This is a genomic window from Frigoribacterium faeni, from assembly GCF_011761235.1.
GTDB classification, from domain to species: domain Bacteria; phylum Actinomycetota; class Actinomycetes; order Actinomycetales; family Microbacteriaceae; genus Frigoribacterium; species Frigoribacterium faeni_A.
Genome location: NZ_JAAOYW010000001.1, coordinates 666,223 through 678,878 on the forward strand (window position 1 = coordinate 666,223; position 12,656 = coordinate 678,878).

The following is a 12,656-nucleotide window of genomic DNA, read 5'->3' on the forward strand; positions in this document are numbered from 1 at the left end:
CCGTCCGCCCCGGCCTCGGTCCGGCGCGCCCGCAGCCGCACCTCCCCCTGCACCTGAACGTGAAAGGGACAGCGATGTCCAGTTTCTTCCAGTGGTTGGCGGGCATCCCGCCCCTGGCCCAGATCCCCCTGATCCTGCTCGCCTTCGCGGCCCTGGTCGGCGTCGTGCTGGTCTTCGTCGAGTTCGCCCCTCGCCGTGGCCGGCTGTACACGGTCCTCCGGCTCGCGGTCTGCGTCGTCGTGCCCGTCGTGGTGCTGCTCGCCTTCGGCCTGTACAACTCCGTCATCTGGGTCGCCGCGATCGCCGCCGTCCTCGGCGGGGCGCTGTTCCTGCTCGACTACCGGTCGAAGCGGGGCGCGGGCTACTCGCTGCAGCTCATCGCGTTCATGGCCCCCGCGGTGTTCTTCCTGCTGATCGGCCTGATCTACCCGACGATCACGACCGCCGGGCAGGCGTTCATGAAGAACGACGGGTCGGGCTTCGCCGGCCTCGACAACTTCGTCTGGGTCTTCACCAGCCCGGACGGCCTCACCGCCTTCGGCAACACCCTGGTCTGGGTGCTGCTCGCGCCGATCACCGCCACGGCCATCGGCCTCGCCTACGCGGTCTTCATCGACAAGAGCCGCGGCGAGAAGTTCCTCAAGCTGCTCGTCTTCATGCCGATGGCGATCTCGTTCGTCGGCGCGTCGATCATCTTCAAGTTCTTCTACGACATCCGCCAGGGCGACCAGATCGGCCTGCTGAACGGAGTGCTCGTGGCCTTCGGCGGACAGCCCGTCGACTGGCTCGGACTCGAGCCGTGGAACACGCTGCTGCTCGTGGTCGTGCTCATCTGGACCCAGGCGGGCTTCGCCATGACCGTGCTCTCCGCCGCCATCAAGGGCGTCCCCGCCGAGCAGCTCGAGGCGGCCTCGCTCGACGGCACGAACGGCTTCCAGGCGTTCCGCCACATCACCGTGCCCGGCATCCGCACCACGATCATCGTCGTTCTCACGACGATCTCGATCGCGTCGCTCAAGGTCTACGACATCGTCTCGGCGATGACCGGCGGCCGGAACGACACGACGATCCTCGCCTTCGAGATGGTGCGCCAGTTCCAGCTCGGCAGCCGGACCGGCTACAGCTCGGCGCTCGCCGTCATCCTGTTCGTCCTCGTGCTGCCGATCGTCATCTACAACGCCCGCCAGATCCAGAAGCAGAGGGAGATCCGATGACCGCCACCCCGACCCCCATCGCGGTCCCGGTCTCGTCGGGCGCCGAGCGTCAGCTCAAGCGCGGCGCGGCCCGGATCGAGCACTCGAGCGGCAAGCTCAGGCGCGGCACCACGAGCCGGGGCGCGACCATCGCGGCCCTCGTCATCGCGGTCGTCTGGACCCTGCCCACGGCGGGCCTGTTCATCTCGTCGTTCCGCCCCGCGAACGACATCAAGACGACCGGGTGGTGGACGGTCTTCGCGAACCCGGGCTTCACGCTGGACAACTACGTGAACGCGCTGAACTCGGGCGACAGCCTCACCCTCGGCAAGGCGTTCCTCAACTCGCTGGTGATCACGCTGCCCGCGGCGCTGATCCCCATCACCATCGCGAGCCTCGCCGCGTACGCGTTCGCCTGGATCGACTTCAAGGGCCGCAACACGATGTTCGTGCTGGTCTTCGCCCTGCAGATCGTGCCGATCCAGATGGCCCTCGTGCCCCTCCTCCGCCTCTTCTCGGACGGGCTGCGCGTCGGCGGGCTGTACATCCTGCCGGGACTCGGCGTGAACGGGCTCGACGGGTCGTTCGCCAAGGTCTGGATCGCGCACACGATCTTCGCCCTGCCGCTGGCGATCTTCATGCTGCACAACTTCATCTCCGAGATCCCCGCGGAGGTGATCGAGGCGGCGCGCATGGACGGCGCGGGACACGGACAGGTGTTCTTCCGCATCGTGCTGCCGCTGTCGATGCCGGCCATCGCCTCCTTCGGCATCTTCCAGTTCCTCTGGGTGTGGAACGACCTGCTCGTGGCGACCGTCTTCACCTCGGGGCAGGGGCTGCCGATCACCAAGGCGCTGCAGGACCTCTCTGGGTCGTACGGCCAGTCGTGGGAGCTGCTCACGGCCGGCGCGTTCATCTCGATCATCGTGCCGCTGATCGTGTTCTTCGCCCTGCAGCGCTTCTTCGTGCGCGGCCTGCTCGCGGGGGCGACCAAGGGCTGAGGCCCGGTGCCGGGCCGGCCCCGGCGACGTCTGGACGACGTCGCCGGGGCCGCTCTCGTCCGCGCGTCGACGAGGTCGCGGAACGGGCGCTCCCCCGGAACGACGAAACCGCCCGGCGAGTGCCGGGCGGTGTCGTTCGGTGCTGGTGACCCCAACGGGATTCGAACCCGTGTTACCGCCGTGAGAGGGCGACGTACTAGGCCGCTATACGATGGGGCCGTATTTGCAACTCGTCGAGTATGCCACAGCTGTCGAGCCGGTCACAAATCGAGCCCGCCCCGCGTGTCGCGGCGGGCCGCGCGGGTGCCTCCGCACCGCCCCGGGGCCCCGGGCCCCCGGGCCCGACGCGCCCCGCCCGGCCGCCGACGAGCGCCCCCGCGGGCGTACAGTCGGCCCCATGCGCCTCACGAAACTGGAACACGCCTGCCTCGTCGTCGAGAAGGACGGCCGCAAGCTCGTCGTCGACCCGGGCTCGTTCACGAGCCCCCTCGTGGACCTCCACGCCGTCGACGCCGTCGTCGTCACCCACGAGCACGCGGACCACTGGACGCCCGACCAGCTCGGCCACCTGCGCGACACGAACCCGGACGCGGTCTTCTACGGCCCCCAGGGCGTCGCGGACGCGGCGGACGGCCACGAGTTCCACGTCGTCACCGACGGCGACGCCGTCCAGGCGGGGCCGTTCGCCCTGTCGTTCCACGGCACCCGGCACGCGGTGATCCACGAGAGCATCCCCGTCGTCGACAACGTCGGCGTGATGGTGGACGGCAGCCTGTTCTACCCGGGCGACCAGTTCACGGTCCCCGGCGTGCCCGTGACGACCCTCGCGGCGCCCGTGGGGGCGCCCTGGCTCAAGGTGGGCGAGGTCATCGACTACGTCGCGGCCGTGGCGCCCTCCCTGGCGTTCCCCACCCACGAGCAGACGCTGTCGGGAGCCGGCCTCGGCATGCACTTCGACCGGATGAAGGCGAGCGCGCAGGCCGCCGGCGGCGACGCCGTGCAGCTCGCGGCGCACGAGTCGATCGAGATCTAGGGCCGCCCCTCCCCCGCACGCAGCACGACGCCCCGGCGCCGGTCCCAAGGTCCGATGTCGGGGCGTCGTGGCGTCTCGCGGCGCCTACAGCGTGACGTCGATCTCGCGCAGCAGCTCGGCGTCGATGGCGGTGCGCACCTTCTCGAGCAGCTCGTCGGGCGCGGGGCTGTCGATCGTGAGCACGCTCAGCGCCTGCCCGCCCGCGCTGCGGCGGGCGATCTGCATGCCGGCGATGTTGATGCCCGCGTCGCCGAACTCCTTGCCGTAGACGGCGACGATGCCGGGGCGGTCGCCGTAGACCATGACGAGGTGGTGGGCCGCGATGGGCACCTCGACGTCGTAGCCGTTGATCTCGACGATCTTCTCGACCTGCTTCGTGCCCGTCAGGGTGCCGGAGACCGAGATCTGGCCGCCGTCGGCCAGCGACCCGCGCACGGTGAGGACGTTGCGGTACTCCTCGCTCGTCGGGTCGGTGAGGAGCCGCACGGTGATGCCGCGCTGCTCGGCGAGAAGCGGCGCGTTCACGTAGCTGACCGACTCGCTGACGATGTTCGTGAAGATGCCCTTGAGCGCCGCGAGCTTGAGGACGCTGACGTCGTGCTCGACCAGGTCGCCGCGCACCTCGACGTCGACGCTGGTGAGGGGCGAGTCGGCCAGGCCCGCGAAGACCTGCCCGATCTTCTCGAGCAGGGGGATGCCGGGTCGCACGTAGGGGTCGATGACCCCGCCGGCGACGTTGACCGCGTCGGGCACGAGCTCGCCGCCGAGCGCCAGGCGCACGGACCGCGCGACCGAGACGCCCGCCTTCTCCTGTGCCTCGTCGGTCGAGGCGCCCAGGTGCGGCGTGACCACGACGTTCTCGAGGCCGAGCAGCGCCAGGTCGACCGGGGGCTCGGAGACGAACACGTCGAGGCCCGCACCGGCGATCTCGCCCGTGGTGAGCGCCGTGTAGAGGTCGGCCTCGTCGACGAGGCCGCCCCGGGCCACGTTCACGACGTAGGCCGTCGGCTTCATGGCCTTCATCTGCGCGAGGCCGATCATGCCCGTCGTCTCCGGGGTCTTCGGCATGTGGATCGTGACGAAGTCGGCCGTCGCGAGCAGCTCGTCGAGCGAGAGCAGCGTGACGCCGAGCTGCTGGGCGCGCGCCGGGGTGACGTAGGGGTCGTAGGCGACCACGTTCACCCCGAAGGCCTGCAGGCGTGCCGTGATGAGCGCGCCGATGCGGCCGAGGCCCACGATGCCGACCGTCTTCTCGAACAGCTCGACGCCCGTGTACTTCGAGCGCTTCCACTGCCCCTGCGACAGGGCGGAGTGCGCCGCCGGGATGTGCCGCGCGAGGCTGAGGATGTGGCCGACCGTGAGCTCGGCCGCCGAGATGATGTTCGAGGTGGGCGCGTTGACGACCATCACGCCCGCCGTCGTCGCCGCCTTGATGTCGACGTTGTCGAGCCCGACGCCCGCGCGCGCGATCACCTTGAGGCCGGGAGCCGCGGCGATGGCCTCGGCGTCGACCTGCGTGGCCGAGCGCACGAGCACCGCGTCGGCCTCCGCGAGGGCCGTCAGGAGGGCGGGCCGGTCGGTGCCGTCCACCGAACGGACGTCGAAGTCGGGGCCCAGGGCCTCGACGGTGGCGGGTGAGAGTTCTTCTGCGATCAGCACGACGGGCTTGGCCACGGAGACGATGTCCTAACGAGAGAGGTCGGGGTGGGCGCCGCGACGCGCCGTGGGCGCGGCTGCTGTGCACTCTATCGACTCGTGCGGGCCGCGACGCGCAGATGACGCCCGCCCCGCGACCGGAGGTGCGCTCAGATGCTCAGCACGTACGCCGTGAGGGTCAGCGACACCGATCCGACCAGCGCCAGCGCCGCCAGGAACGCGAGCGCGCCCTGCCACAGCGGGCGCCGACGCGCCACGAGCAGGGCCCCGACGAACGCGACGACGGGCAGCAGCACGTTCGCCACGAGGGCCGCCCACGGCGGCGACGCGGCGAGACCGCCGACCCCCACCTCGCTGAAGAAGTCGTTGTTCTGGTAGCGCACGTCCTGCGGCACGAGCACGAGGTTCGTGACCGCCTCGTACAGGTCGTAGCCGAGGAGGAGGACGGCCAGGGCGACGAGCACGACGAACCCGGCACGCGGCCGACGCCGGGTCGAGGTGCCCTGTGCGCCGGTGCCGTTGCCGGGACGGACCCCGCCGGCCGTCACGCGCCGGCTCCGATGACGAGGGGCCACGGCGCGAGGGCGACGGCGCCGACGGCGAAGACGAGGAGGCGCCTCGACGACCGCGTCTGCGGCACCAGCAGGATCGTGGTCACGAACCACAGAGCGGGCGCCACGAGCGCGAGGCCGACGCCGAGCAGCCACAGGGCGGTCTGCACGTGGTCGACGGCCGAGCCCCCGAACGAGATCAGGAACTGGTCGCGGGAGACGAGCCAGCCCACGCTCGAGAGCAGCGCGACGCCGCCGAACACGCCGTGGCCCACGAGGGAGGCGCTGCTCATGGCCCCGGGGAGCCCGTCGTCGTCGTCGACGACCTCGGCACGGGACGGACCCTCGAGGTGGCTGGCGTCGCGCTCGTCGCCCCAGCTCAGGGCGGCGTCGTCGGCGTCGTGCTCGTCGGCCTCGACCTCGGGGTCGTCGTCCGCCGGACGCGACCCGCGGGCGCCGCCCGGGTCGGTCATGCCGACGTCTTCGACGAGACCGCCTCCAGCAGGGCCGGGTACAGCGGGTGGTCGCTCTCGACGCCGGTGAGGGTGACGGTCAGCTCGGAGTCGGGCAGGCCCGAGGTGAGCAGCGCCTGCAGCTCGACGCTCTCGGCGTCGTCGGCCACGTCGAAGTCGAGGGCGGCGCGGACCGCGCGGACGAGGGCGTCGTGGCCGAGGCCGCGCTCGGCGAGCTGCGTCGCGGGACCGACGAAGCGCTCGTGCCGGCTGAGCTTGCGCAGGGGGTTGCGCCCCACGCGCTCGGTCGTGTCGGGCAGGTGCGGGTTCGCGATGCGCACGAGGTTCTTCTCGACGTAGGCCTGCTGCTCGTCGAGGTCGAGGTCGTGCTTGGCCACGAGCAGCTCGGTGGTCTCGCGCAGGGCGCCGCGCACCTCGGCGAGCACGGCCTCGTCGGCGAGCGCCTCGCGGATGCTCGTCAGCCCGCGCGAGAAGCCGTGGTAGGCGGCGGCCGCGTGGGCGGTGTTCACCGTGAAGAGCTTGCGCTCGATGAAGGGCTCGAGGTCGTCGACCCAGGTGACGCCGACGATGTCGGGGCGGTCGCCGCCGAAGGGGCCGCTCTCGACGACCCACTCGAAGAACGACTCGATGGTGACGTCGAGCGAGCCCGCGGCTTGCTCGGGCACGATGCGGTCGATGGCGCAGTTGGCGAAGACGGCGTTGTCGGCCGGGTCGGCCTGACGGACGGCCTCGGCGAGGGAGTCGGTGGCATTGATGGCGTTCTCGCAGGCGATGACCGCCAGCGGCGCCAGGGACGCGTCGCGCGCGGCGAGCCCGCGGGCGATCACCGGGGCGACGAACGGGAGGATGCGGGCGCCCACGGCCGTGGTGACGACGTCGGCGGTCGCGATCTCGGCGACCAGCGCCTCCTCGTGGGTGCGGCTGTTGATCGCCCGGTACCCGTCGACGACGTTGGTGCGGTTCTCTTCGCCGACCTCGTGGACCTCGAACGACGGCTGCGTCTGCAGCATGCCGATCAGGTCGTCGTTCACGTCGGCGAACACGACCTCGTACCCGCTCGCGTGCAGAAACTGCGCCACGAATCCCCGACCGATGTTCCCCGCACCGAAGTGCACTGCCTTCTTGCTCGTCGCCATGTCGTAGATCATGCCACGACCGGCTGACGGCCCCTGACGGCCGAGGGGCCCCTCTCCGGGTGGAGAGGGGCCCCTGCGGGCGGTGCGGGCGGTGCGGGTCAGCGCGCGGCGCTGCCGTCGACGTAGTCCTCGTCGGTCTGCTTCCAGGCGAAGAGGGCGCGGAGCTCCTGGCCCGTGGCCTCGATGGGGTGCTCCTCGCCCTTCTTGCGCAGCTCGGCGAACTCGGGCGCACCGGCGTCCTGGTCGTCGATGAAGCGCTTGGCGAAGGCGCCGGACTGGATGTCGGCGAGGACGGCCTTCATGTTGTCCTTGACGTCGGGCGTGATGACGCGGGGGCCCGAGACGTAGTCGCCGTACTCGGCCGTGTCGGAGACGCTCCAGCGCTGCTTGGCGAGGCCGCCCTCCCAGATGAGGTCGACGATCAGCTTGAGCTCGTGCAGCACCTCGAAGTAGGCGATCTGCGGCTGGTAGCCGGCCTCGGTGAGGGTCTCGAAGCCGTACTGGATCAGCTGCGAGGTGCCGCCGCAGAGCACGGCCTGCTCGCCGAAGAGGTCGGTCTCGGTCTCTTCGGTGAAGGTGGTCTTGATGCCGCCGGCGCGGAGGCCGCCGATGCCCTTCGAGTACGACCAGGCGAGGTCCCACGCCGAGCCGGAGGCGTCGTTCTCGACGGCGACGATGACGGGGACGCCGCGGCCGGCCTCGAACTCGCGACGGACGGTGTGGCCGGGGCCCTTGGGCGCGACGAGGAGCACGTCGACGTTCTCGGGCGCCTCGATGTAGCCGAAGCGGATGTTGAAGCCGTGGCCGAAGACCAGGGCCTTGCCCTCGCTGAGGTTCGGGGCGATGTCGTCGGCGTAGACGTGGCGCTGCACCTGGTCGGGCGCGAGGACGACGATGACGTCGCCCCAGGCCGCGGCGTCGGCCGGGGTGTGGACCGTGAAGCCGGCCTCCTCGGCCTTGGCGCGGCTCTTCGAGCCCTCCTTCAGGCCGATGACGACCTCGACGCCGCTGTCGCGCAGGTTGAGCGCGTGGGCGTGGCCCTGCGAGCCGTAGCCGATGACGGCGACCTTCTTGCCCTGGATGATCGACAGGTCTGCGTCGGTGTCGTACACGATCTCAGTCACGGTGGTGGTTCTCCTTGTGTAGGGCGGTGGGATGGGACGTGGAGGCGGCGGGCGCGGCCCGCGCCGGTCACTGGGCCCTGGGGACCCGGTCGGTGATCGCCTTCGAGCCGCGGCCGATGGCCAGCAGGCCGGACTGCGAGATCTCGCGGATGCCGTAGGGCTCGAGCACCCGCAGCAGGGCGGTGGTCTTGCCGGTGTCGCCCGTGACCTCGATGACGAGCGAGTCGGTCGACACGTCGACGACGGACGCCCGGAACAGGGTCACGGCCTCGAGCACCTGCGAGCGGGTCGTGTTGTCCACCCGCACCTTGATGAGCATGTGCTCGCGCTGCACCGACTGCGAGTAGTCGAGCTCGACGATCTTGATCACGTTGACGAGCTTGTTCAGCTGCTTGGTGACCTGCTCGAGCGGCAGTTCTTCGACGTCGACGACGACGGTGATGCGGCTGAGGCCCTCGACCTCGCTCGCGCCGACCGCGAGGCTCTCGATGTTGAACCCGCGCCGGGCGAAGAGGCCGGCGACGCGGGTCAGCAGACCGGGCTTGTCCTCGACGAGGAGGCTCAGGACGTGGCTCATGCGTGCTCTCCTGTCATGTCTCCGTCACGGGTCGTGTCGGAGGCGCTGCTGCCGGGGGCCTCGTCGTCCCACTCCGGCGCGAGGGCGCGGGCGTGCTGGATCTCGGAGTTCGAGACGCCCTGCGGCACCATGGGCCAGACCATCGCGTCGCGGCTGACCACGAAGTCGATGACGACGGGGCGGTCGTTCGTCTCGAGCGCCAGCTGGATGGCGGCGTCGACCTCGTCCTCGCGCGTGACGCGGATGCCGAGGGCGCCGTAGGCGTCGGCGAGCTTGACGAAGTCGGGCACCATCCGCGTCTCGTGGCCCGTGTTGAGGTCGGTGAACGAGTGGCGGCCCTCGTAGAACAGGGTCTGCCACTGGCGCACCATGCCGAGCGACGAGTTGTTGATGATCGCGACCTTGATGGGGATGTCGTTGATGACGCAGGTCGCCAGTTCTTGGTTGGTCATCTGGAAGCAGCCGTCGCCGTCGATGGCCCAGACGACGCGGTCGGGCTGCGCCACCTTCGCGCCCATGGCGGCCGGGACGGAGTAGCCCATCGTGCCCGCGCCTCCCGAGTTCAGCCAGGCGTGCGGGCGCTCGTACTCGATGAACTGGGCGGCCCACATCTGGTGCTGGCCGACGCCCGAGGCGTAGATCGCCTCGGGACCCGACAGCTGGCCGATGCGCTGGATGACGGCCTGCGGCGAGAGCAGCCCGTCGTCGGGCTGCGTGTAGCCCAGGGGGAACTGCTCGCGCAGGCCGGACAGCTGCTGCCACCACGCCGAGATGTCGGCCCGGTCGGCGGCGGGGATCTCGGCGAAGGCCGCGGTCAGGTCGGGGATGACGACCTTGGCGTCGCCCACGATCGGCACGTCGGCGATGCGGATCTTGCTGATCTCGGCCGGGTCGATGTCGACGTGCACGACCTTGGCCCCGGGGGCGAACAGGTCGGCCTTGCCGGTGACGCGGTCGTCGAAGCGGGCGCCGAGGGCGACGATGAGGTCGCTCTCCTGCAGGCCGAGCACGGCCGGGACCGTGCCGTGCATGCCGGGCATGCCGAGGTGCTGCTCGTGCGTGTCGGGGAACGCGCCGCGCGCCATCAGCGTCGTGACGACGGGCGCTCCCGTGAGCTCGACGAGGGTCTTGAGCTCGTCGGAGGCGCCGGCGCGGATCACGCCGCCGCCCACGTAGAAGACGGGCTGCTTCGCCTCGGCGATCATCTGCGCCGCCGCCGCGATCTGCTTGCCGTGGGCCTTGGTGACCGGACGGTAGCCCGGCAGGTCGACCACGGGGGGCCAGACGAAGGGGGCGGAGTTCTGCTGGGCGTCCTTCGTGATGTCGACGAGGACCGGGCCGGGACGGCCGGTGCTCGCGATCTGGTACGCGGCGGCGAGCGTCGCGGGGATGTCCTCGGGCTTCGTCACGAGGAACGAGTGCTTCGTGATCGGCATCGTGATGCCGACGATGTCGGCCTCCTGGAACGCGTCCGTGCCCATCAGGGTCGAGAAGACCTGGCCGGTGATGGCGAGCAGCGGCATGCTGTCCATGTAGGCGTCGGCGATGGCCGTCACGAGGTTGGTGGCACCGGGACCGGAGGTGGCGATCGCGACGCCCACCCGACCCGAGGCCGCCGCGTAGCCCTCGGCCGCGTGGCCGGCGCCCTGCTCGTGCCGGACGAGGATGTGCCGGATCGCCGTCGACGCCATGAGCTCGTCGTAGAACGGGATGATGGCGCCGCCGGGCAGGCCGAAGACGTCGGTGACCCCGAGGTTCTCGAGCGACGCGAGGATCGCGCCCGAGCCGGTCATGACGACCGGCTGCGACGGCGTGCCCGACGGGGCAGGGGCGGCGGCGGGGCGGGCGCCGGGGCGCACGGGTGCGCCGGGCTGGGGTGTCGTTTCGTTGGGCATCAGTGCCGATTCCCTCTTCGTGGTGGTGGTGCGGTGACGACGGTGCCGGTCGGCGGCGCACGACGCGGGCGGGGTGCGGACGTCGAGGCCGGGTCGGACTCGTGGTGCGGTGCCGCACCGGGCCCCGGCGTCCCGGTCGGGACGACGGGTGACCCGGTGCCGGGCGGACCGTGCCGGTCGGGCGGTGCCGACCGGACGACGCGTGTCAGTACGTGACCGCGCCCTCGGCCGCGGAGCGGACCTGGCGCGCGTACTTGGCGAGGACACCGCGGGTGTAGCGCGGAGGGAGGGGGGCCCAGCCTTCTCGGCGGGACTCGAGCTCAGCGGCGTCGACGAGTAGGTCGATCGAGCGAGCTGCGATGTCGACCCGAATCAGATCGCCATCGCGCACGAAGGCGATGGGACCGGAGTCCACCGCTTCGGGTGCTATGTGTCCGATGCACAGGCCGGTTGTGCCGCCTGAGAATCGTCCGTCCGTCAAGAGTAGTACATCCTTGCCGAGGCCAGCGCCCTTGATGGCGGCCGTGATCGCGAGCATCTCGCGCATGCCGGGCCCGCCCTTGGGGCCCTCGTACCGGATGACGACGACGTCGCCGGCCTCGATGCGACCCGCGGTCAGGGCGTCCATGGCCCCGCGCTCGCGCTCGAAGACCTTCGCGGGCCCCTCGAACACGGAGGCGTCGAACCCGGCCGTCTTGACGACCGCGCCCTCGGGCGCGAACGAGCCGCTCAGCACGGTGAGGCCGCCGGTGGCGTGGATGGGGTCGTCGAGCGTGCGGAGCACCTCGCCGTCGAGCGGGGCCGGAGCGATGGCCGCGAGGTTCTCGGCCACCGTCTTGCCGGTCACCGTCAGGCAGTCGCCGTGCAGCAGCCCGGCGTCGAGCAGCGCCTTCATGACCACGGGCACCCCGCCCATGCGGTCGACGTCGTTCATGACGTACTTGCCGAAGGGCTTGAGGTCGCCGATGTGCGGCACGCGGTCGCCGATGCGGTTGAAGTCGTCGATGGTGAGGTCGACCTCGGCCTCGTACGCGATCGCCAGCAGGTGCAGCACGACGTTGGTCGACCCGCCGAACGCCATGGCCACGGCGATGGCGTTCTCGAACGCCTCCTTCGTGAGGATGTCGCGCGTGGTGATGCCGAGCCGCAGCAGGTTGACGACGGCTTCGCCCGAGCGGTGCGCGAAGTAGTCGCGGCGGCGGTCGGCCGAGGGCGGCGACGCCGAGCCGGGCAGGCTCATGCCGAGGGCCTCGGCGACGCTCGCCATGGTGTTGGCGGTGTACATGCCGCCGCAGGCGCCCTCGCCGGGGACGATCGCGCACTCGATGGCCTTGAGGTCGGCGTCGCTGATCGTGCCGGCCTTGTGCGCGCCGACGGCCTCGAACGAGTCGATGATCGTGACGTTCTTCTCGGTGCCGTCGCTGAGCTTGACCCAGCCGGGGGCGACGCTGCCCGCGTAGAGGAACACGCTGGCGAGGTCGAGGCGCGCGGCGGCCATGAGCATGCCGGGCAGCGACTTGTCGCAGCCGGCCAGCAGCACCGACCCGTCGAGCCGCTCGGCGTTCATGACGACCTCGACGCTGTCGGCGATGACCTCGCGCGAGACGAGCGAGAAGTGCATGCCCTCGTGGCCCATCGAGATGCCGTCGGACACCGAGACGGTGCCGAACTGCAGCGGGTACCCCCCGCCGCCGTGCACGCCCTCTTTGGCGCCCTGGGCGAGCCTGTCGAGCGACAGGTTGCACGGCGTGATCTCGTTCCAGCTGCTGGCGATGCCGATCTGCGGCTTGTCCCAGTCTTCGTCGCCCATGCCGACGGCGCGGAGCATGCCGCGCGAGGTCGTGGCCTCGACCCCGTCGGTGACGACGCGGCTGCGGGGCTTGATGTCGATGGGGGCCCGGTCGACCGGGGCCGCGGCGTCGCGGGGGGCTGCGTCCGACGACTGGCTGTCATTCACTGGCATGGGTCGAGTTTAGGGTCTGCCGCCGACGGTCGAGCCCACCGCGCGCGCAGGCCC

Annotated in this window: 11 protein-coding genes and 1 tRNA gene; 3 read left to right on the forward strand and 9 right to left on the reverse strand. The window is 70.9% G+C overall.

The window, feature by feature from the left end:
• Positions 1-74 precede the first annotated feature (74 nt).
• Together FHR78_RS03065 and FHR78_RS03070 are read left to right on the forward strand one after the other, a co-directional pair.
• Positions 75-1,214 carry a carbohydrate ABC transporter permease gene (locus FHR78_RS03065; protein WP_166759019.1) on the forward strand — a complete coding sequence of 380 codons (1,140 nt, stop codon included), beginning with the start codon at positions 75-77 and terminating at the stop codon, positions 1,212-1,214.
• Entirely contained in the window at positions 1,211-2,194 is a 984-nt protein-coding gene (locus tag FHR78_RS03070) for a carbohydrate ABC transporter permease (protein ID WP_166759020.1), read from the forward strand. Before FHR78_RS03065 ends, FHR78_RS03070 begins: the two co-directional genes overlap by 4 nt.
• A 143-nt stretch (positions 2,195-2,337) precedes the next feature.
• Here FHR78_RS03070 and FHR78_RS03075 read toward each other — a convergent pair.
• A tRNA-Glu gene (locus FHR78_RS03075) sits at positions 2,338-2,413 on the reverse strand.
• A gap of 178 nt (positions 2,414-2,591) precedes the next feature.
• Here FHR78_RS03075 and FHR78_RS03080 point away from each other — a divergent pair.
• Complete coding sequence (locus FHR78_RS03080; RefSeq protein WP_166759021.1) at positions 2,592-3,227, forward strand: MBL fold metallo-hydrolase; 636 nt, start codon at positions 2,592-2,594, stop codon at positions 3,225-3,227.
• 84 nt (positions 3,228-3,311) lie between these two features.
• On the opposite strand, the gene serA is transcribed toward FHR78_RS03080, so the two are convergent.
• From serA to ilvD, 8 genes are all read right to left on the reverse strand, one after another.
• Positions 3,312-4,901, reverse strand: coding sequence for a phosphoglycerate dehydrogenase (serA, locus tag FHR78_RS03085; protein ID WP_166759022.1), 1,590 nt, complete (start codon positions 4,899-4,901; stop codon positions 3,312-3,314).
• A 131-nt stretch (positions 4,902-5,032) separates the two neighbouring features.
• On the reverse strand, positions 5,033-5,431 hold the full coding sequence (locus FHR78_RS03090) for a hypothetical protein (RefSeq protein WP_166759023.1): 399 nt from the start codon (positions 5,429-5,431) through the stop codon (positions 5,033-5,035).
• Positions 5,428-5,907, reverse strand: coding sequence for a hypothetical protein (locus FHR78_RS03095; protein ID WP_166759024.1), 480 nt, complete (start codon positions 5,905-5,907; stop codon positions 5,428-5,430). The genes FHR78_RS03090 and FHR78_RS03095 overlap by 4 nt, the downstream gene beginning before the upstream one ends.
• Positions 5,904-7,043 carry a mannitol-1-phosphate 5-dehydrogenase gene (locus tag FHR78_RS03100; RefSeq protein WP_166759025.1) on the reverse strand — a complete coding sequence of 380 codons (1,140 nt, stop codon included), beginning with the start codon at positions 7,041-7,043 and terminating at the stop codon, positions 5,904-5,906. The genes FHR78_RS03095 and FHR78_RS03100 overlap by 4 nt, the downstream gene beginning before the upstream one ends.
• A 98-nt stretch (positions 7,044-7,141) precedes the next feature.
• A complete protein-coding gene (gene ilvC / locus FHR78_RS03105) occupies positions 7,142-8,167 on the reverse strand; it encodes a ketol-acid reductoisomerase (protein ID WP_166759026.1) in 1,026 nt (341 codons plus the stop codon).
• A gap of 67 nt (positions 8,168-8,234) precedes the next feature.
• Entirely contained in the window at positions 8,235-8,744 is a 510-nt protein-coding gene (ilvN, locus tag FHR78_RS03110; protein ID WP_166759027.1) for an acetolactate synthase small subunit, read from the reverse strand.
• Entirely contained in the window at positions 8,741-10,639 is a 1,899-nt protein-coding gene (locus FHR78_RS03115; protein WP_166759028.1) for an acetolactate synthase large subunit, read from the reverse strand. The genes ilvN and FHR78_RS03115 overlap by 4 nt, the downstream gene beginning before the upstream one ends.
• A gap of 205 nt (positions 10,640-10,844) precedes the next feature.
• Positions 10,845-12,602, reverse strand: coding sequence for a dihydroxy-acid dehydratase (gene ilvD / locus FHR78_RS03120; RefSeq protein ID WP_166759029.1), 1,758 nt, complete (start codon positions 12,600-12,602; stop codon positions 10,845-10,847).
• Between the last annotated feature and the right edge of the window lie 54 nt (positions 12,603-12,656).

Coding starts and splice junctions, on each gene's coding strand:
- ilvN (WP_166759027.1), bottom strand. CDS start 8,744: ATGAGCCACGTCCTGAGCCTCCTCGTCGAGGACAAGCCCGGTCTGCTG.
- FHR78_RS03095 (WP_166759024.1), bottom strand. CDS start 5,907: ATGACCGACCCGGGCGGCGCCCGCGGGTCGCGTCCGGCGGACGACGAC.
- FHR78_RS03100 (WP_166759025.1), bottom strand. CDS start 7,043: ATGGCGACGAGCAAGAAGGCAGTGCACTTCGGTGCGGGGAACATCGGT.
- FHR78_RS03115 (WP_166759028.1), bottom strand. CDS start 10,639: ATGCCCAACGAAACGACACCCCAGCCCGGCGCACCCGTGCGCCCCGGC.
- ilvD (WP_166759029.1), bottom strand. CDS start 12,602: ATGCCAGTGAATGACAGCCAGTCGTCGGACGCAGCCCCCCGCGACGCC.
- FHR78_RS03070 (WP_166759020.1), top strand. CDS start 1,211: ATGACCGCCACCCCGACCCCCATCGCGGTCCCGGTCTCGTCGGGCGCC.
- FHR78_RS03065 (WP_166759019.1), top strand. CDS start 75: ATGTCCAGTTTCTTCCAGTGGTTGGCGGGCATCCCGCCCCTGGCCCAG.
- FHR78_RS03080 (WP_166759021.1), top strand. CDS start 2,592: ATGCGCCTCACGAAACTGGAACACGCCTGCCTCGTCGTCGAGAAGGAC.